The sequence below is a fragment of the Marinomonas ostreistagni genome (genome assembly GCF_016888445.1).
GTDB classification, from domain to species: Bacteria; Pseudomonadota; Gammaproteobacteria; order Pseudomonadales; family Marinomonadaceae; genus Marinomonas; species Marinomonas ostreistagni.
The window spans coordinates 114,181-135,386 of record NZ_JAFEKF010000001.1 but is presented as its reverse complement, the minus strand read 5'-3'; the positions used below and the strand labels follow the sequence as shown (position 1 = coordinate 135,386).

The following is a 21,206-nucleotide window of genomic DNA, read 5'->3' as shown; positions in this document are numbered from 1 at the left end:
GACTATATTCGAGGTCAATATTTCTTCAAAGCCCATTTGCGGTAGTATACTGACCAAAATTTTAATCAAACGATTTGATTTACTGAGAATGGCGGCCACAAGTCACCTTCTATCCAATCGGCTAACTAGCCAGAACGTTAGGGGAATTACATGTCAAAACAAACGATCTATTACACGTTGACAGACGAAGCACCAGCGCTAGCAACCGCTTCTCTTCTGCCAATCTTCAGTTCTTTCGCAAAAGAAGCAGATATCGAGCTTAAACTTACTGATATCTCTCTAGCTGGCCGTATTTTGGCAGCATTTTCTGATCGCCTACCTGAAGATCAACGCGTAGAAGACGGTCTAACATTTTTAGGCGAACTGACAGCAGAACCAACAGCTAACTTCATTAAGCTGCCGAACATCTCTGCCTCAATCCCACAGCTGCACGCAGCCATTAAAGAGCTACAAGGACAAGGCTACGACATCCCTAGCTACCCTGAAAAAGCTGAGTCAGAAGAAGACAAAGAAATCCAATCTCGCTACGCTAAGCTACTAGGCAGCGCAGTAAACCCAGTATTGCGTCAAGGTAACTCTGACCGCCGTGCACCGGCTGCAGTAAAAGCCTTTGCTCGCAAACACCCGCACTCAATGGGCGAATGGAAAAAAACCTCACAGACGCACGCAGACTACATGCGTGGCGGTGACTTCTTCTCATCTGAGCAATCTGTGACTATGGACAAAGCGCAGGATGTTCGCATTGAATTCGTGAGCCAGTCTGGCAACGTTGAGCTGAAAAAGACGCTTCCGCTACTTGAAGGCGAAGTACTAGACAGCATGAACATGAGTGCGAAAAAACTTCGTGAGTTCTTCGAGGAGTCACTACAAGAAGCCAAAGAAGCCGGCATCATGTGGTCACTGCACGTAAAAGCGACCATGATGAAAGTCTCTCACCCGATTGTATTTGGTCACGCGGTAACGGTTTTCTACAAAGAAGTATGGGATAAATTTGGCGACCTATTTGATCAAATCGGCGTTAACCCAAATAACGGCCTTGGTAGCGTCTACGACAAGATTCAAACCCTGCCACAATCTCAGCAAGACGAGATCCTACAAGCGATTCACGACTGCTACGAGCACCGCCCTGAAATTGCTATGGTTGACTCTGTGCGCGGCGTTACCAACCTACACGTACCGTCAGACGTAATCGTTGATGCTTCTATGCCAGCAATGATCCGTAACTCTGGCAAAATGTGGGGCCGTGACGGCAAGCTGAAAGAAACCAAAGCAGTAATGCCTGAATCAACTTACGCTCGCATTTATCAAGAAGTAATCAATTTCTGTAAAACCAATGGCGCATTTGACCCAACTACGATGGGCACCGTGCCAAACGTTGGCCTAATGGCGCAAAAAGCAGAAGAATACGGCTCACACGACAAAACGTTTGAAGCAAAAGAAGATGGCGTAATGCGCATTGTTGATGCTGACGGCAACGTTCTAATGCAGCACGATGTTGAGAAAGGTGACATCTGGCGCGCTTGTCAAACCAAAGATGCAGCGATCAAAGACTGGGTAAAACTGGGTGTTACTCGTGCGCGCAACTCTGACACTCCTGCTATCTTCTGGTTAGACGCAGAGCGTGCCCACGATAACGAGCTACGTAAAAAAGTTGAGCTATACCTTCAGGACCACGACCTAGAAGGTCTAGACGTTCGTATCATGTCTTACAACGAAGCAATGCGCTTCTCACTAGAACGCATCATTCGCGGCCAAGACACTATTTCTGTTACAGGTAACGTTCTACGTGACTACCTAACAGACTTATTCCCAATCATGGAACTTGGTACCTCAGCGAAAATGCTGTCTATCGTGCCAATGCTAAATGGCGGTGGCATGTACGAAACAGGTGCAGGTGGTTCTGCGCCTAAACACGTACAACAGCTACTTGAAGAAAACTACCTACGTTGGGATTCTCTAGGTGAATTCCTTGCGACTGCGGTATCTTTCGAAGAGCTTGGTATCAAAGAAGGCAACGAAAAGGCTAAAGTTCTGGCTAAATGCTTGGACAAAGCGACAGGCAAGCTACTTGAAAACAACAAGTCACCTTCACGCAAGATCGGCGACATCGACAACCGCGGCAGCCACTTCTACCTAGCCATGTACTGGGCACAAGAATTGGCAGCGCAATCTGATGATGCAGCATTGGCAGCTAAGTTCGCGCCACTGGCGAAAACATTGACTGACAACGAAGCGAAAATCGTAGAAGAATTGGCCGCTGTTCAAGGCAAGCCTGCAGATCTTGAAGGTTACTACCACATGGATCTTGAGCAACTTTGGAAAGTCATGCGCCCAAGTCAAACACTAAACGAAGCGCTGGCATCACTATAAGCTTGTCATTAGGGCAGCGACACTCGCTGCCCTAGTTATTAAACCAAGCAAAATCAGCACAAAAAAAGGGAGCTCTTAGCTCCCTTTTTCATTTCTAAACTTTGTGCTTACATCACAATCGAACCAAAACTTGGTTCAGAGTGAGCATTACTTAAGGCATGGGTAGAATGTGGCATGTAGACCAGATTACCAACACCCTGCTCAGTTGGAGTGATATTCCCCATCCAAGCGACTTTACGCTCATCTCGTGGCGAAATGCCAAGATGTTTACGGTAACAACGGCTGAAATGCGGCGTTGAAATAAAACCGCAAGCTGCAGAAATTTCAACAATCGACATACTCGATTGCTTTAATAACTGACGCGCACGATCTAAACGCAAACGCAGGTAGTAACGTGACGGTGAACAATCTAAGTACTTGTGGAACATACGCTCTAACTGACGACGAGAAACATCAACAAACGCAGCTAACTCGTCTAAATCAATCGGCTCTTCAAGATTGTTTTCCATCAGCTCGATCACATCGACCAACTTAGGTTTACAACCACCTTTATTAAGCTGACGTAACGGCACACGCTGCTGATCATATTCACTGCGAATACGGTCACAGATAAACATATCAGACACGGCACTAGACAATTTCGCTCCATGCTCACGGGCGATGATCGTCAAGAACATATCCATTGGTGCACTGCCACCTGTGGCAGTGAAACGCGCCTCATCCATTGAGAACAGACGGTTATTACAGCGTACTTTAGGGTAGCTTTCCTGCAACGCAGTCATACATTCCCAGTGCACACTACAATTGTAGCCGTCTAATAACCCGGCATGTGCAAGCACATACGCCCCTGTACAAATACTACCAAGCGTAATTCCTTTACGCCCTCTTTGCTGCAACCAACTCACTTGCTTTGAAGTAAAAGCACGAGTGATGTCCAGACCACCTGCCACGATAATCATATCGAGTTCAGGACAATCTGCGATCGAAGTATCTGCCGCTAGACTCAAACCGTCACTGGCTACCACAGCTTCGCCAGATTCAGAAATCATATGCCAATTGTAAAGCTCCTCGCCGTAAAGCTGATTTGCCATACGTAAAGGTTCTAGAGCAGACGCTAACGCGATCATAGTAAAGTTATCTAACAGCAAGAAGCCAACACGAGTGACTTTCTTGGCCGCGACAACTTGGGTAGGGGAAGATGAGACCATGAGAGTGCCCTCTTATACGTGATATATAGCGTAAGCAATTAGTAGGCCAATTTGCCATACACACCATTTTTATTATGACGGACCGACAGTAGCTGTTGGAATTACGTCTCTTCGCTTTTTTTCCACTGCCACCTAACACTAGGGGCTAAACGGAAAGCGTATAATAATTGACCCACCCACTATAAATATCACGTTAGCGACAAGATAAGCAACCATTTTAACCAAAAGCGACAACTGAGAATCACTATCAGATCCTAATAATTGGTCGTTTTTAATACAGTAATCCCAATCAATTTAACTAATTACGACAAGACCGCATCAGAATGGTGCACTGGAAGGGGGTGTTCGCACTGTTTGCGACACATTTGAAGGGCAATGATCTAGATCACAGAAATAATTCTGTCACAATTTTGTTGTTAGAATAACGGTGCTTTATTTGTGCCTGCAATAACTCTGCCGTCGCAATCGCATCGCTCATGGCACTGTGCAAATGGTACCTTGGCAGAGCATAACGCAGCCGACTATCCGCCAAACGAATGGACTGCAGTCGCCCACCTAGTAGACGCTTTAGCTTGTTGCGCCAGCCTGCTCGATACAAGACTCCCTCAAGCCACATGGTGTCCACCATAGGAAAGACTAATCCAGTATCAAAACGATGCTGAACCGCACGATTAAGAAATTCACGTTCTATGTACTGATAGTGAACTACGACTACACGGCCAGCCAAGCAACTCAGGACCTGCTCTAGCACCTCATCAAGCGTGGGCGCATCAGAAATCGCAGAATGCGTAATACCATGAATCACGATGGAATCATCTTTAAGATTGCACTCAGGTTTGACGATCCAGTGACGAGCTTGGGAGACCTTAATGCGGTCAAGAGTAAAAGGTACTAAACCGATACTAACGATTTCATCGTTTTCTACATCAAGGCCAGTCGTCTCAAAATCTAATGCTACGAACTCCGCTTCAGCGACCGTTAAGTGCTCAGGAAAGATCTGACTTTCAATAAATTGCTGTACGACCGGCTGCTCACAAGCACTGGCTTGTTGTGTTAGGAATGCACGCCAAGAAAACTCATCTTTCACACGACCCACAGCAGGACTCCATTATGAGAAAGGATATCGATATTTCAGGAAGCGCTGACTGTTATTCAGCACATTGAAGGCTTCTTTAAGATTACGACGCTCGATATCAGATAAGGTATCTGGCTCGATATTGTTATCAATCTCCTGCCCCTCTTCGACATCTTCCACTTGATGACGAATGCGCACCATCGCCAAATACTCCAGCGCATATTTGAGCTCTTGACCGCGCTTATCTGGCAAGATACCAGCACGAATTATGTCATCCAAACGGCTAAAAGAGTTGCGTGACATTGAACCCACTGCGAGCGCATGAACGCGAATTAAGTCAGCCAGTGGCGCTGTACCACGGCGCTTAAGGTTAATAGTTCGACGATGCTCCCCATCTTGCTCCATCACGAACTCTTTGAAGAAGCCTAGTGGCGGTGTACGCAGCAGTGCATTACGGGCTAAACTGGCTAAAAATTTAGGGCTCGACTTAGTGCGATTCACAACAAATCGGTACAACTCTTCAGCCCATTCGGTTTTGCCCCATACACCTTCTAAATCGAAAAACACGGAACTGTTAAGCAAGGCATCAGGATTGGGCGTATCGATCCAATCCGCAAAACAAGCACGCCAATCCGATATCGTTTTACGCCAACGCGGATTGGTCGCCATAATGCGGCCACTACAATATGGGTAGCCACACTTATCTAAACCGTCTGAGACAAACGCTGAAAGCGCTTCAAAATAAGCATTGTGCTTGGCATGGTCATACTCATTGGAAAGGATAATGGCGTTGTCTTGATCGGTAATTAACAATTGCTCATCACGGGCCATAGAGCCCAGCGCAAGAAAACAATACGGTACCGGCGGCGGCCCAAGCTTTTCTTCCGCAAGCTCCAACAAGCGTTGCTTGAAGCTACGCCCAATTACCGACATGGCACTGCCAATCATATGTGCGCTCGAATCTTGTCGCACCATGCGAATAAAGCAATCGGACACATCTTTTGCCACTTCCACCAACTCTTCTTGGCTGTGTTGACGATGAATCAAACTAACAATGTAAAGACTGTTTTTAGATTCGTAGCGAACGATGTCAGAAATGGCAAGTACGCCTTTGGGGCGGCCATGATCAACTACAGGTAAATGGTGCAGGTTGAAGCGCAGCATCATAAGCATGGCTTCAAACACATAGGTGTCTTTGTCGATGGTTTTGGGGTGCGGTGTCATGACCGCAGCAACCGAACCATCTAAGTCCAAGCCTTGAGACACCACGCGCGTTCTTAAATCACGATCCGTCAAAATACCCACTAAGTCGTATTGCGGCTCACCATCATCTTCATAAGACGAAATTTCATCGACAATCAACAAGCATGACACGGAATCTTCGGTCATCTTCAAGGCTGCATGACGAATGCTAGCGCTGGTATTAATCATGACCGGAGCACGGGTAATCAGTGTGGCAACTTTTTCACTGCTGAGCGCACCTTCACCACGTTGCTGCTCCACTTCTTTATTCAGTTTGCGCTTATCATCCACTTCGACAAAATAGGCAAACTCTTCAAAGTCGTCACACAACTCGTGAAACAGTTTTTCTGGCAAAAAGTATAGCAGTGAATCTTCCATTGCTCGGGCAGGCAAACGCACACGATTGGACATCAACAAGCCCAACTGCCCAAACACGTCCCCGACACTGAGGCGATTATAAAGATTGCCATTACGACGATAAATTTCAACGGCTCCGCTGCGAATGATACATAAGTCATGTATCTCATCACCAAAGCGGAACACATCCGTACCTTGACGGTAGTAGCTTATCTCAACCGAGGTTGCGACACGCTGTAAGGTCTTTTCAGGGAGAAAAGTAAAAGGAGGATAGCGCCCTAAAAATTCCGCTATCTCAATTTGTTCTGCTTCCATTTAGGGCGCCTAGTCTGACAGTTAATTAGTATTCAATTACTACATCAGATTTCGCTACTGTACAGCAAGACAGTACGTAGCCTTCTGCAACGTCTTCATCGGTGATACCACCGTTGGCTTCCATGTGTGTCTCGCCTTCTTTGACAAGTACTTTACATGTACCACAGATACCCATACCACATGCCTTTGGAATGTGTAGGTTCAGTTTCGCTGCTGCGTTGTGTAGCGTTTCGTTAGGTGGCACCTGAACACTCATGTTCATACCGCCACTGATTACTTCCACGCGATGCATATCTTCAGATGTTAGCGCATCCGCTTCAGCTTGTGCCACTTCTGCGTTTTCGATCGCATCTTCAACGATCTCATCTGGCGTCGCACCGAAGGCTTCTTCGTGGTAACGCGTCATGTCGAAGCCTTTCTCTTTAAGAAGCTTCTTCACAGCATTCATGTAAGGTGTTGGACCACAACAGAAGATCTCACGCTCCATGAAATCTGGGGCAATCATTTCAAGCTTAACCGCATCTAGGTAACCACGGTAACCATGCCATGCGTGGCCGTTTTCCATACGCTCAACAATCACGTTCAAGCTGAAGTTGCTTAGACGTGAGGCAATGTGATCAAGCTCACGAGCGTAAATCAAATCACGTGGCGAACGCGCACTATGAATGAAAGAAACATCAACGTCTGCGTTAGAGTCAAACCACCAACGTGCCATAGACATCACAGGTGTAATACCCACACCACCAGATAGAAGCAATACTTTATCAGCTGGGAAATCGATACAGTTGAAGTTACCTACTGGACCGTGAACGGCAAGCTCGGTACCTACTTCCATGTTGTCATGTAGCCAGTTAGAAACCAGACCACCCGGTGCACGCTTAACAGTAATAGAGAAGCTGTAAGGTACTGATGGCGAGCTTGAGATAGTGTACGAGCGCATCACCTGCTTACCATCGATCTCTAACTCCAACGTCACAAACTGACCTGGTTTAAAGAAGAACATCACTGGCTGCTGAGCCATGAAACAGAATGTGCGCACATCCCAAGACTCTTGAATGACGGCAACACAACGTACGTTGTGACGGCCATTCACCCAAGTTTGGGTGTTAACGGGTGCTAAGTAGTCTGCAGTAGTTGAGACTGTTGAAGGATTAGTCATGGTTATTCTCTCTTGATGGCGTTGACGTTTCACCTATTCGAGCAATTGTCGTTCGAGTCCCCTTATTTAAGTTAACTATTTACGACACCAAGTTGCTCATAGCGGCCATGAAAATACCGCTAACCCCCTGATATAGCAAGAAGAGTCGATTTATGTATGTGACCATGTCGCAATTGGTCATTTTAATTTTCGAAACATAGGTGAGGATAGCGTCATTATTATAACGATAAACGGGAACGCCTAAAGCAACTCCCACATTTGTTGCTCCGACGAGGGAAACAACATCAACTCGGCTTTTGTTATTGAGGATCACTCTAATGAATCAAAATGATCTGCTAAATATGCGTTACGCGACTATCACCGAAGCTCGCGAAGAAATGTCTAAATTGCTTGAGGCTCGCCCAGCAAACTACTCGTTGGACGCGCCACTGTACAACGACCCTCACATGTTCCGCGTTGATGTGGAAGAAATATTCCAGAAAGAATGGCTATTCGTTGGTATGACCAGCGAAATCCCTAATCGTGGCGACTACTTCACAGTAGAAATCGCGCAAAACCCTATCCTAGTCGTACGCGATGCAGATGGTTCTGTGAATGCCTTCCACAACACTTGTCGTCACCGTGGCTCACGCGTATGTCTTGAGCACCGCGGTAAAGTAGCAAACCTAGTATGTCCTTACCACCAGTGGACTTACGACCTTAAAGGTAACCTACTATTTGCTGGTACTGAGATGGGCGATAGCTTTGATAAGTCTCAGCACGGCCTTAAGAAAGCACACTGCAAAACTGCAGGCGGCTTCATCTTTATCTCTCTAGGTAAAGAAGAACCACAAGGCGACTTCGATGAGTTCCTAGCAACTCTAGAAGAGTACATGGCTCCTTACGACGTAGAAAACACTAAGTTGGCTGCTGAGTCTAACATGTACGAAAAAGCTAACTGGAAGCTTGTACTAGAAAACAACCGTGAGTGTTACCACTGTGCCGGTAGCCACCCAGAGCTACTTAACACAATCCTAGAATGGGACGACACAAACGACCCACGCGCACCACAGGACTTCCTAGATCACTACGCTGATCAAGCGGCTAAATGGGACGCTGAAGGCATTCCACACGAGCACAAGAGCTACGGCCCAGGTAAGCGTAACCGTATCGTTCGTATGCCACTGAAAAAAGGCACGAAAGTAATGACGATCGACGGTGAAGCCGGTTGTAAGAAGATGCTAGGCAGCATCAAGAACCCAGAACTAGGTTCTATGCGTATCCTTCACCTTCCAAACTCTTGGAACCACATGCAGTCTGACCACTTCATCGTGTTCCGTGTACTACCAATCTCTGCGCAAGAGTCTATGGTGACTACTAAGTGGTTCGTACACAAAGATGCAGTAGAAGGCGAAGATTACGATCCAGAGCGTCTACGTCAGGTTTGGGATGCAACAAACGACCAAGACCGTATCCTTGGCGAGCAAAACCAACTAGGTATCAACTCTGTAGGTTACCAACCAGGTCAGTACTCTGAAACGTACGAATTTGGTGTTATGAACTTCCTAGAGTGGTACACAGACACTATCCAGAAAAATCTTAAAAAATAATTAAGATGATTCGATAGGCACAAAAAAGCCAGCATCCAGCTGGCTTTTTTTATATCTAAAGAAAGGCTTAAAAATAGTAATTAACCATTCCTTTGACATGGCTCCACTCATCTTCCGAAACCTTAGTGTGGCCAGCCTCAAGACGCCATTGCCAATCCTGTGCAAATGTATGTGCCACACCAAATTGAGCCTCTTGGCGCTCACCATCATGGCGATTAACATCTTCCAAGTACTGATAACTCAAAGATAGATTGATTTGCTCAAACGACGCCAGCCACTTGATCTCAGGGCCTGTCGCAAGCTGATAACCATCTTTATATTCATCATCTAGAGAAGCGCGACCATTCCAAAAGCCTGCCAACAAACTATTATCACCGATACGCTGGGTCACCCCTGCCCCACCATGTAAGCGAAACACCAATTCATCGTCTAACGCAATATCACGCAGCAGACTGGCATTGATATGCCAAGACTTAGGCAGCATCAACGCATTGGCTGGCGCCATTGAATGAATATTAAGGAAATTAATCTGATCAATCTCGAGACCATCTTGTTCCGACCAACGCAAAGCACCACTAAACATAGACAGCTCTGCCCCCTCAAGATACCCCCCCTTAGGATCAAGCACGTCATGATATGAAGGGCGATAGTCTAGAATCGTGTAATTCTCGCCAAGACGACGCTCACCACCAAGACTGATACGCGAGGTGCTGTGCCCTTGATCATCACGCACACTTGGCGTAGTTACCGGCGCAAACACATCATCAACTTGAAGCTTACTACGCAAAGACAACAACTTAATGGACCTGCCACTTAAATGCGCAAGCGTGGATTTTTTGCGGGCGGATAAATAGCGGCTGTATTCATAAGCGACATCATACACACGCGCTTGCTCGACCGGCGTCAAAGGTGCCACAGCCGCCAAATCAAGTTCTGGCTGCTCAACCAACTCACGGGCTATAGCAATCTGCTCTGGCGACACTTGAGCCAGCATGTTTTCGATTTTATTGAGCGTTGAAGGCCGATAAGAGGCCTCACCCAACACACCTTGACGCTTAATCTCTCGCACAGTATCGGCAGGAATCGCCCAAATATCGAATTGTGCAGCCAAGTTAAGTCTTGGACTCGCCGCATCCAACATCGTCAACAACTGGTAGGAGCAGTTTTGCGAAAAGAAGTAGTAGGGCATCGAAGTACGCTTCATTTCCCATATATGACGCACAAACTGATCGACTTCCTCGGACGTGAGATCTAACTCATACTCCCAAATATCGCGGTTCTCGAGAAAATTATACTCTTTGACCTTTTGATAGAAAGGCATTACCGACACCACGCCAGGATAGCCCCCTGAAAGCCCTTTGTAGCTAAACACAAGCTGGTTGTCAGCAGGATCAGTATTGGCAGCGTAATTCACCGCAAAGTCGAGCAGTGGCGTGTCATTGCCCTTCTTCTTTAGACGAAATAATGTATGCCCATACATAGAAGACGGACTGTTCAAATACGCCGCTGGAAACACCAGAAACACCTTTTCCGCATTAAGCTGCTGCCGCCACTCATCAAATTCAGGGCAGTCAACTGACTCAAATTGAGTCTCTGGGAGATGCTCCTGAAGCCAAGCTAAACGTGCGGGATAGCGACACTGGGCTGACTCATTCACATCGCCCACTGGCTGACGAGTCATCGCAGCAACGGTTGCCTTAAGCTCAGCTAACGCTGAATACTGACCGTCTGCAGCAAGAAAAAAACTGGCATCTTCAATTTGGCTTCCAGACTGACGTAGCACACCTATTTGGTCGTAGTGCAGCATACTGCGCCACTGACGCTCTTGTGCCAAATCTTCGAGGGCTGGCGATGCGATTGCAGAAGTGGAGAGCGACAAGGTCGCTAGGGAAGCATAGGAAAATAAAGCTAGATTACGCATATAAATCCGTTTAAACAAAAAGAGCGGACAAGTCCGCTCTTTATCGGTCAACGTGCAAGCACGGATTAACCTAGGTACTTAGATAGCTCTGGAGACTTAGCCATAACACCTACGATGTCTTCGTAAGCTGTTTGAGAAGTCACTTGAGAAGACGCGAAGATCACATCGAAGTTAGCTTGCATTTCTCGTTGGAACACAGCTTTGTCTTGTGACTCAACACCGATAAGATCTGCTAGGGCATTCAATGTTTCGCCTTCACCTTTGGCAGAATCTACTGCTAGAGGCTCAAGGTTATCATTGATGAACAATGCCACACCACCCGCTAGAGGCGCATCAGGCACGTCACAACCTAGTGTACCAGACGTCATACCAAACGTTTGGTTACCAGAAGTACCGTTAGTTGTTGCCGCCAACACATGCTCATGCCACTCATCTGCATTCTGGAATACAACTTCTGTACCTAGACCACAACCTGCTGGGCCGTATGCAGCAAAAGATGAGAATGAAGCAGAAGCTAATACAACTGACAAAAGTACTTTTTTCATAGGTAATTCCTCGAATTCCATTTAACTATTATTGATTACATAGCATCCAGTCTTCTCCATAGAGAGCACTGAAAGTGCACGTCATATTATATAGACATGTACAGTTAACACCATAACAACATACCAAGCAATTGACATAAAAGATAAAAAACACAAAAAAGCCGCGCTAGAGAGCTAGCGCGGCTTTTTGTCAGAGCTTAAATATATTAGCGCTTAGAAGGTACTTCAGTACGTAGACCTTTGTAGATACTTACACACATCAGTAGCAAGATAACAACGAACGGTAGACCTGTTGTTACAGCACCTGCCTGAAGTGCTGTCAGCGCCTCAGAACCGCCGCCAAACAATAGCACCGCAGCGATGAAACCTTCCATAGTAGCCCAGAAGATACGCTGTGGCACTGGCGTTTCAACTTTACCACCAGCAGTGATTGAGTCGATTACCAATGAACCAGAGTCAGAAGAGGTAATGAAGAATACCAATACTAGGATGATTGCAATGAATGCAGTGATTTCAACCATTGGCAATTCATTTAGCATTTGGAACATCGCAGATGTTACATCTGTTAGACCATTTGCACCCAACTCACCGATACCCGCTTGAATTTGATCAAGACCTTGACCACCGAAAGCTGACATCCAGAAGATAGAAACAATGGTTGGTACCAATAGGACTGCGATCATGAATTCACGAACCGTACGACCTTTTGATACACGCGCGATGAACATACCTACGAATGGTGACCAGCTGATCCACCAAGCCCAGTAGAATACAGTCCAGCCTTCGTAGAATTTAGTATCGTCACGACCAATCCAGTTACTTAGAGGAATCACGTATTCAGCGTAGGCAACAGTCGTGTTGAATAGGTGACCAAAGAAACCAGAGATAGAACCGAATAGGATAACGAACAGCATCAATACCGCAGCGATGATCATGTTGATGTTACTCAACAGTTTCACACCGCCATCAAGACCACGTACCACAGAGATAACAGCAATCGCTGTCACTACAAAGATAATACCGATTTGAGTCGAGATGTTGTTTTCAATACCAAATAGGAACTCAAGACCGCCACCCGCTTGTGACGCGCCCAAACCTAGAGAAGTCGCTAGACCGAAGATGGTAGCCATTGCCGCAATGATATCGATCACATGACCGATAGGACCCCAGCAGCGCTCACCCAGTAGTGGGTAGAAAGCCGAACGGATCGTTAAAGGCAGGCCTTTGTTGAAAGAGAAGAATGCAAGTGCTAGTGCAACGACACCGTAGATCGCCCAAGGGTGAAGACCCCAGTGGAACATAGTAGCACCCATCGCCGCTTTAGCTGCTTCAGGTGTATTAGGTTCAACACCTAGTGGCGTACCCCACCAGTCTGTGTAGTAAGCCGCAGGCTCCGCTACACTCCAGAACATCAGACCGATACCCATACCTGCTGCGAACAGCATTGAGAACCAAGACATGGTTGTAAATTCTGGTCGTGCATCATCACCACCCAAACGTACGCGACCGACTGGCAAGAAGATCAACGCCAAACAGAACAATACAAACACGTTACCACCGATCATAAATAACCAGTCGAAGTTTGAAATTGCCCAGCCACGAGCTCCAAGAAGAGCTTCGTTAGATTGCGCAGGGAAAATCAAAGCTAGCGCGATGAACGCGATAACCAAGACAGCACTTGTTGTAAAAACAGGGTTGTGAACATCCATCCCTAGTATTTGGACGTTATCCTGTCCCGCCTTATAGTCAGACGTATAATCCGTCGACTTAGGGCGCTTTTTAGTTTTTGGATCCATTGTGATACTCCACCTAGTTTAAGTCATCAACCGCTCACCTAGAAACACCAATTGCTGATCTAGGTGAACAGTCCATTATTTTTGATATTAGCGACTTCGTGTTAATTAAAAAGCTTAGCTTTCAATTAAGAGTGTATTTATTTACACCCCAAAAAGATAGTACGACGAGTATTTGCGCATTTGCTATCCAATAACGACAGATAAGCAACTCATATCAACCAATTACGACAAATATTAAATTTAAGCATAAGCAAATAATTGACAGCTGTGAAGATATTCCTTCCAGTGCAACGTAATGAAGCACGAAGCACAATCGTTGGGCACGGCTAAATATGGCAAGAAAATAAAAAATATATAACTAAAACAATAGGTTAAACAATGAACCTATAAAATAAAAGCATATCCTCACATTGAAGACATGCTTTTTACTGATATAAGAAAAAGATACTGGAAAAATATAGCTAGCGCGCCTGAAGCGCCTGAATAACATCCAATACTTCTGGCAAAATCGTCGCGCCCGAGGCTTCTAATTCGGTGCACGCTTCTTTCACCGCTGCCAGTTGCTCAGGGCTTTGCACCAACCAAGCATCCACTTTAGTAGTCACTTCCTCAAGGGTATCGTTTGGCTCGATCGGTGCGCCAATACCCAATAGCTTATCTTTGAAATCTACTTCGTCGATTAGCTCTACAATCATCATAACTTGAGACCTCGATCACCTTTCTGAAGGCAATAGTAAAACAGAGAACACAAAACGAATAAAGGGCCTTAGCTTAACACTAAGGCCCTTTAAAAAAACCGACTATGTCACAAATTAGCGGATAACTTTCTCTTCCACTAACAAGTCGAAAATTGCTTTCGCTTTTTCTTCGACACTTTCGTTTTTCATTACCTTACCAGATCCACCTTGCGGTTTCGCAGTTGCCGCCTTGAAACGGTCTGCAGCGGTTTTAGCTTTAACAACCTTCAAGCGTTTAGGGCGTGCTTTTGCAGGCACTTCTTCCCAATTAAGACGGATCTCATCAACACTTTCTGAACCTTGTTGCGCTTCCATCTTAGCACGCAGACCAGGACCAAACGCACTTTGACGAGCGGCTTGTGCTGCATTATCGATCGATGCAATGAAAGGTAGTTTAACGGTTACTTGGCGACGCTGACCACGAGGAAGAGCAAGTAAAACCTGCGCTTCACCATCTTTTACTTCAACGATATCCGCAACGCGCGACACCATTGGCCAACCTAAACTTTCTGCTAGCAAATATGGTGTCATGCCTGAAGACTCGCCGCTTTCAGCGCGTACACCCGTCAAAACGATATCTACTTTTTCAGACTGCAAGTAAGACTGCAACGACTCAACAGCGTCCGCTTTTTCGTCTTGCTCAAGTACAGTCACACTTGGCAAACCCATACCTGCGTATTGACGCAAGGTTGGTTCTTCAGTGTTACCAGCATGGACCACGTCAAGATCCGTGCCCGCTAGTTTAAGACCTAGCTCGACAGCACGGCTGTCTTGCTCGGCGCGACGTGAGCGACCTGATTGAGGGTGGCGACCAACAGAGATTAATGAAACAACCTTATGCGGCATTGCTATTCTCCTCCGCTTGATCACTTAGACTGGTTTGCTTGTGCTCAGCTACTAGCTTCATCAGTTCGGCAAGGATTTCCTCACTGTCACCGATAACGCTTAGCGCAGCGCGTTTCACCATGTCACAACCCGCATCGGTGTTGATCGCGACAACTTTGTCAACTTGACCAATACCTTGCATGTGCTGGATCGCACCAGAGATACCGACTGCTACGTAAACGCGAGCGGTAACCCAAGTACCGGTTGCACCCACCTGACGGAAACGTGGCATGAAGCCATCATCGACCGCCACACGGCTGGCACCTTCCGTTGCACCCAACACTTTGGCTGCTTCGTGGAATTGATCCCAGTTATGGATACCGTTACCGGCAGACAAAATAAACTCTGCTTCACCCAATGGGATAGCATTTGGATCCACATCCATTAGACCTTGATCAGTAATGGTTGGCGCAGCGACAGAGAAGGTCTCTAGAGTCAGAGGTGTCGCTTCATGACGAGTTTCGTCAATCGCATCCGCACACTCTTCTAACAACATTAGAATCTTCGGTGTCTTACGGGTGATATCTAGGCTTGCAGAGGCACCACGGCTAACCGCTTGCTCAGCGTTAACTTGCCAAGCTTGAGTCGCCGGACGTTCACCTAGACGTGCTGCTAGGCGCGAAGCCAAATCACAACCGCCATGGATACTGTCAGGGAACAACCAATGCTTAACTGTGTATTGGCTTTCTACCTGAGCCAGCGCTTGCATACGAGCTTCAGGTGCATAACCTTCAAACTCTTCACCTTCAATGTGCAAGACGCGGTCAGCGCCAGCAGTATCAAAGTGCTCTTCTTTGACTTCGCCAAAGCACACCGCAACGACCGCGCCGTTACCGCCTTCTTCAGCAATAAGTTTATGAGCTAGACCCAAAATATCTTTATCGTGGCTCGTTAGACGGCCACCGACCATATCTGCCGCAACCATGATGTAGTAATCAGGGTTCGCAACAGTATGTAGCGGTAACTGAACCTCTTGGGCAGCCGATGAACGGCGGCCCTGAGGAGCAGAAGAGTTACCTTTAAGACGGTCAATACGCTTGATGCCGTTTGGTCCGATAAAACCAACTTTGTGTGGGAATTTACGGATCAAACCAGATGGACCGCGAACTTCGCCGCCCTCTTCTTGGCTTACATATTGATCATGTAGTGGGTGCAGACGGTTACGCATAATCCATTCTGCACGCGGGTCACGACGAATGATGTCACTCATTAGTGAACCTCCTCGACTAATTGATCAACTAGGATCTCGGAGATGTCTTTCACCTCTGGTCGAGGCTCAACTACACCTTCAAGCATGGCTGTACATTGCTGACAACCTACTGCGACTAATTCAGCACCGGTTTCAGAAGCATCTTCCATACGCATATCAGCGATACGACGTTCACCTGGAATATCCGTGATCGGGGCACCACCGCCACCGCCACAACAACGTGAACGGAAACCAGAACGCTCCATTTCAGCCACTTCGATGCCTAACGAGCGCAACAACTCACGTGGTGCTTCGTACTCACCATTGTAACGACCCAAGTAACATGGATCATGGTAAGTCACTTTGCCACCTTTGAATGCATCAAGCTTCAAGGCACCAGACTGAACCAACTGGTTTAAGAACGTAGTATGGTGCAATACTTCAACACCCGCCAATGCACCGTCTGTATCAAAATCGCCGTATTCATTACGTAGACAGTGATAAGCGTGTGGATCGGTCGTAACAATCTTCTTGAACTTGTATTGACCAAGTGTGGCCAAGTTGCGTTTAGCTAAGCTCTGGAAGGTCGCATCGTCACCTAGACGACGTGCAACGTCACCACTGTCACGCTCTTCATCACCTAGAATCGCCACATCAACGTTGGCATGCTTCATCAGTTTTACGAACGCACGCAAGATACGTTGGCTACGCATATCAAAGGCACCATCAGATACCCAGAACAATACGTCTGCTTCTTGCTTCTCTTTCATTACGGCTAGATTTTGGTCAGCTGCCCAGTTAGTACGGCTACTTGGCGCGTAACCATTTGGGTTATCTGTCGCAATGATGTTTTCTAGAACCTCAGAACCTTTGTTTGGTGTTTCGCCTTTTTCCATGGTTAGGAAACGACGCATGTCCACGATCGCATCAACGTGCTCGATCATCATTGGACACTCTTCCACACAAGCACGACAAGTCGTACAAGACCAAAGTGTTTCTTGGCTCACAAGACCTGCTGTGATGATCTCATCTGGACCACCTTTAGCGTTACCTACTTCCTTACCTGGGTAAGGACTACCCGCGTAATTGGCATCAGTACCGCCAGCAAGACCTACCACCATATCTTGGATAAGTTTTTTCGGGTTTAGCGGCTGGCCAGCAGCAAACGCAGGACACATCGCCTGACACTTACCACACTGTACACAGGCATCAAAACCCAACAGCTGATTCCATTTGAAGTCACTTGGTTTAGCAACACCAAGAACATCACCCTCAAGGTTTACAGGCTTAAGACCCGTTGAGCGACCGCCACCAAAACGCTCAGGGCGACGGTGGAATGCTAAGTGCAAAGCACCCGCGAACGCGTGCTTCATTGGGCCGCCCCACCCCATGCCGAACAATAGTTCGCCAAGGCCGATCACCACACCCACACTCAATACCGCGGTCAATACGACACCACCAGCACCCTCAGGCAGGATACCTGCAGCTGGAAGCGTTAGTACGATGAACGTAAGTGCGTAAATCATCAGCGTCTTAGGTAAACGCATCCATGGGCCTTTAGAAAGGCGCGCAGGTGGGTTTAGACGACGCTTGAAGACGAAGAATGCACCGGTCAGCATGATTAGTAGCGCACCCAACAATGCCCAAGCAACGATCTGCTCATTGACATCGAATACGTGTACAACCAGTACCAGCACCATAGATAAAACAAAACCGCCACCCGTCGCAACGTGTGTACGTGACATGTATTTGTCGCGTTCTACCACATGGTGCAAATCTTTAAGGTAACGGCCAGGCATCGCTAGCAAGCCAGCGATCAAATTGACTTTTTCAGGTTGACCCGCACGCCATAGGCTGACACGGCGCAGCGCACCAATCACACCCAGTGCAAGCAAGACAACAATAAGAACAGAAGGTAACCAGTCGATAACCATCTTTCAACCCTCATATAGCATTAAAGAGGCGGCCGCATTGCCGCCTCTTGGGTTCGGTTTGTTGGTTTAGTTTTGAATGGCTAAACGATTATAGGTCTTTACATAGACGTAGAGCATCGTACATCGCAGCGTGTGTATTACGTTGAGATACACAGTCACCTAGACGCCACAAGATCATGCCATCGCCACTTTCAGAAAGAATTGGCTGTGGTTTGATGTCGAACATTGCTTCAACATCAAGTTGACCTTTGTTACGAGACTCTTCTTTCAGTTCGTAGTAAAGCTCTTCGTTTGGACGAATGCCGTTTTCAATGACTACTTGGTCTACAACACGCTCTTCATGCTGACCTGTGTACTCGTTTTCTAGTACGGCTACTAGGTTGTCACCTTCACGGTAAACTTTCTCTAGTAGGAAGTCAGATGTCATGACTACTTCTTTCTCGTATAGAGAACGGTAGTAAGTCGGGAATGTTGTACCACCGATACCAACACCTGGTTTGATGTCATCTGTCACGATCTCAACCAATGAACCTTTAGAAGATAGGTAGTCAGCTGCTGACAGACCAGAGAATTCACAGATTGTATCGTAGATAAGAACGTTCTTACCTGGCTCAACTTTACCATTTAGGATATCCCAGCTTGATACTACAAGGCCTTCTTCAGCGCCCCATGCTGGGTTTTGATCCATGTATGGACGACCACCAGTGGCCATAACACACACATCAGGTTTCAGATCACGGATCATTTGTGCATCAGCTGTTACACCTGTACGAACTTCAACGCCTAGACGGTCAAGTTCCATTACCAACCAACGAGTGATACCCGCGATTTGGTCACGCTGTGGCGCTTTCGCTGCGATTGTGATCTGACCACCAAGCTCTTCATTACGCTCAAGTAGTGTTACTTTGTGACCACGCTCTGCTGCAACACGTGCCGCTTCCATACCACCAGGGCCACCACCAACAACTACTACGCTGCGGATAGGTCCTTCAGTTTTCTCGATGATGTGAGGAAGCCCCATGTACTCACGAGAAGTTGCTGCGTTTTGGATACAAAGAACGTCAAGACCTTGGTACTGACGGTCGATACAGTAGTTAGCACCAACACACTGACGAATTTGGTCAACTTGGTCGTTTTTGATTTTCGCGATCAAGTGTGGGTCAGCGATGTGTGCACGCGTCATACCAACAAAGTCAACGTAACCCGCTTCAACGATACGTTTCGCTTGGTTAGGATCTTTGATGTTCTGAGCGTGAATGACAGGAACACTTACTACTTCTTTGATGCCTGCTGCCAAGTGTAGGAATGGCTCAGGTGGGTAGCTCATGTTTGGAATTACGTTTGCTAGTGTGTTGTGCGTGTCACAACCAGAGCCTACTACACCGAAGTAGTCGATTAGACCAGTTTCGTCGTAGTACTTAGCAATTTGTTTCATGTCGTCGTGGTTTAGACCGTCTGGGTGGAACTCGTCACCCGTGATACGCATACCCACAACGAAGTCTGGACCTACTTCTTCACGAACGGCTTTCGCTACTTCTAGACCGAACTTCATACGACCCTCGAAAGTACCACCCCATTCGTCAGTACGTTTGTTTACACGTGGCGACCAGAATTGGTCGATCATGTGCTGGTGTACCGCTGACAGTTCCACACCGTCAAGACCACCTTCTTTGGCACGACGAGCTGCTTGCACGAAGTCGCCGATAACACGCCAAATTTCTTCTACTTCAATCGTTTTACATGTCGCACGGTGAACCGGCTCACGGATACCAGATGGCGACATTAGGTTAGGCCAGTTTTCACCGTCCCAACGAGAACGACGACCCATGTGTGAGATTTGGATCATGATCTTGCCGCCGTGCTTGTGCACTGCGTCAGCAAGATTTTGGAAGTGAGGGATGATGCGATCTGTCGAAAGATTGACAGAGCTCCACCAGCTTTGTGGACTGTCGATGGATACAACACTTGATCCACCACAGATACACAAACCACAACCGCCTTTCGCTTTCTCTTCGTAGTACTTAACATAGCGATCGGTAGTCATACCACCGTCGGTTGCGTAAACCTCTGCGTGAGCCGTACTGACAATACGGTTACGAATGGTTAGTTTATTGATATTCAGTGGCTGAAACAGCACATCAAACTGGGACATAGTGGAACCCCGCCTTCTTTTTTTTAACGATAGACTGACAATTAATAATAATAATTAAAGCGGTGTTACTTCGAAGTAACCCACATCGCAACCTTCTTCGGCTGCACACTGCGTTTGCTCTGCTTTAGTGCGAACAGACAGACCTTGCGCTTCTGCGATTTGGTCCATTGCACCAGCAAACCAACCAGTAAACATGTAATCGATCTTACGGTTTACTTTTTTGCCGTGAATTTTTTCGTAATGGTAAACAAACGCTGAATTTTCTAGACGTACTTTAGCAGTACCTTTTTCGATGTCTAGCTCTTCAGTGATGAAGAAACCCCAACCGCGTTGAGACAGACGTTTTAGGTAGTGGTGCCATACATCTGCACCAGAGATACCGTGACACGCTGCTTCTTGTTCACACCAGAAGTAAGCAGACTTGTAACCTGCTTTGTAAAGAATTTCTGCGTAACGTTCTGCGCCGATCTCGTCTTCGATACCCATGTGGTTGTTAACGAAGAAGTGACGTGGAACGTAAAGCATTGGCAACGCATCCGTTGTCCATACGCCTGTTTCATCATCTACTTGGATTGGCATTTCTGGAGCATGTGAACCCATTTCTTACACCTCAAAATTAATTAAGCGGAATGCCTGTGCATTCTCTAAATCTTATTAGAACAAAATTAGAGTCGATAAACTTTGCATTTATCGACTCCCTTTTCCTGCTTTTAAGCCGTTTTTTGGCAAACT

At 46.8% G+C, this 21,206-nt stretch carries 15 protein-coding genes; 2 read left to right on the top strand and 13 right to left on the bottom strand.

What is annotated here, in order from left to right; translation table 11 throughout:
• The first annotated feature begins 150 nt into the window (after nucleotides 1–150).
• Nucleotides 151–2,370: an NADP-dependent isocitrate dehydrogenase gene (locus tag JQX58_RS00545; protein ID WP_204144887.1), complete on the top strand. Its 2,220-nt coding sequence runs from the start codon at nucleotides 151–153 to the stop codon at nucleotides 2,368–2,370.
• Nucleotides 2,371–2,477: 107 nt separating this feature from the next.
• On the opposite strand, the gene gbdR is transcribed toward JQX58_RS00545, so the two are convergent.
• The 4 genes from gbdR to JQX58_RS00525 all read right to left on the bottom strand — a co-directional run bounded on the left by gbdR (nucleotide 2,478) and on the right by JQX58_RS00525 (nucleotide 7,726).
• Nucleotides 2,478–3,578 (bottom strand): choline metabolism transcriptional regulator GbdR, encoded by a 1,101-nt coding sequence (gene gbdR / locus JQX58_RS00540; RefSeq protein WP_204144886.1) that lies wholly within the window; start codon nucleotides 3,576–3,578, stop codon nucleotides 2,478–2,480.
• Between the two features lie 385 nt (nucleotides 3,579–3,963).
• Nucleotides 3,964–4,674, bottom strand: coding sequence for a 3'-5' exonuclease (locus tag JQX58_RS00535; RefSeq protein ID WP_204144885.1), 711 nt, complete (start codon nucleotides 4,672–4,674; stop codon nucleotides 3,964–3,966).
• A 12-nt stretch (nucleotides 4,675–4,686) separates the two neighbouring features.
• A complete protein-coding gene (locus tag JQX58_RS00530; protein WP_204144884.1) occupies nucleotides 4,687–6,567 on the bottom strand; it encodes a DUF294 nucleotidyltransferase-like domain-containing protein in 1,881 nt (626 codons plus the stop codon).
• Nucleotides 6,568–6,592: 25 nt separating this feature from the next.
• Nucleotides 6,593–7,726 carry an FAD-binding oxidoreductase gene (locus JQX58_RS00525; protein ID WP_204144883.1) on the bottom strand — a complete coding sequence of 378 codons (1,134 nt, stop codon included), beginning with the start codon at nucleotides 7,724–7,726 and terminating at the stop codon, nucleotides 6,593–6,595.
• 317 nt (nucleotides 7,727–8,043) lie between these two features.
• Between JQX58_RS00525 and JQX58_RS00520 the strand changes: the two genes are divergently transcribed.
• Nucleotides 8,044–9,315 carry an aromatic ring-hydroxylating oxygenase subunit alpha gene (locus JQX58_RS00520; RefSeq protein WP_204144882.1) on the top strand — a complete coding sequence of 424 codons (1,272 nt, stop codon included), beginning with the start codon at nucleotides 8,044–8,046 and terminating at the stop codon, nucleotides 9,313–9,315.
• 67 nt (nucleotides 9,316–9,382) lie between these two features.
• On the opposite strand, the gene JQX58_RS00515 is transcribed toward JQX58_RS00520, so the two are convergent.
• The 9 genes from JQX58_RS00515 to JQX58_RS00475 form a co-directional block, all read right to left on the bottom strand.
• Nucleotides 9,383–11,236: an Lnb N-terminal periplasmic domain-containing protein gene (locus JQX58_RS00515; protein ID WP_204144881.1), complete on the bottom strand. Its 1,854-nt coding sequence runs from the start codon at nucleotides 11,234–11,236 to the stop codon at nucleotides 9,383–9,385.
• A 65-nt stretch (nucleotides 11,237–11,301) separates the two neighbouring features.
• Nucleotides 11,302–11,781, bottom strand: coding sequence for a DUF3015 domain-containing protein (locus tag JQX58_RS00510; protein ID WP_204144880.1), 480 nt, complete (start codon nucleotides 11,779–11,781; stop codon nucleotides 11,302–11,304).
• Between the two features lie 206 nt (nucleotides 11,782–11,987).
• Nucleotides 11,988–13,577 carry a BCCT family transporter gene (locus JQX58_RS00505; RefSeq protein ID WP_204144879.1) on the bottom strand — a complete coding sequence of 530 codons (1,590 nt, stop codon included), beginning with the start codon at nucleotides 13,575–13,577 and terminating at the stop codon, nucleotides 11,988–11,990.
• A 461-nt stretch (nucleotides 13,578–14,038) separates the two neighbouring features.
• Entirely contained in the window at nucleotides 14,039–14,275 is a 237-nt protein-coding gene (locus tag JQX58_RS00500) for a hypothetical protein (protein WP_204144878.1), read from the bottom strand.
• Nucleotides 14,276–14,389: 114 nt separating this feature from the next.
• On the bottom strand, nucleotides 14,390–15,160 hold the full coding sequence (etfB, locus tag JQX58_RS00495; protein ID WP_204144877.1) for an electron transfer flavoprotein subunit beta: 771 nt from the start codon (nucleotides 15,158–15,160) through the stop codon (nucleotides 14,390–14,392).
• On the bottom strand, nucleotides 15,150–16,409 hold the full coding sequence (gene etfA / locus JQX58_RS00490) for an electron transfer flavoprotein subunit alpha (RefSeq protein ID WP_204144876.1): 1,260 nt from the start codon (nucleotides 16,407–16,409) through the stop codon (nucleotides 15,150–15,152). Before etfA ends, etfB begins: the two co-directional genes overlap by 11 nt.
• Entirely contained in the window at nucleotides 16,409–18,322 is a 1,914-nt protein-coding gene (locus tag JQX58_RS00485) for a (Fe-S)-binding protein (RefSeq protein WP_204144875.1), read from the bottom strand. Before JQX58_RS00485 ends, etfA begins: the two co-directional genes overlap by 1 nt.
• Before the next feature lie 88 nt (nucleotides 18,323–18,410).
• A complete protein-coding gene (gene dgcA / locus JQX58_RS00480; RefSeq protein WP_204144874.1) occupies nucleotides 18,411–20,474 on the bottom strand; it encodes a dimethylglycine demethylation protein DgcA in 2,064 nt (687 codons plus the stop codon).
• Between the two features lie 54 nt (nucleotides 20,475–20,528).
• Entirely contained in the window at nucleotides 20,529–21,074 is a 546-nt protein-coding gene (locus tag JQX58_RS00475; RefSeq protein WP_204144873.1) for a DUF5943 domain-containing protein, read from the bottom strand.
• Nucleotides 21,075–21,206: the final 132 nt, after the last annotated feature.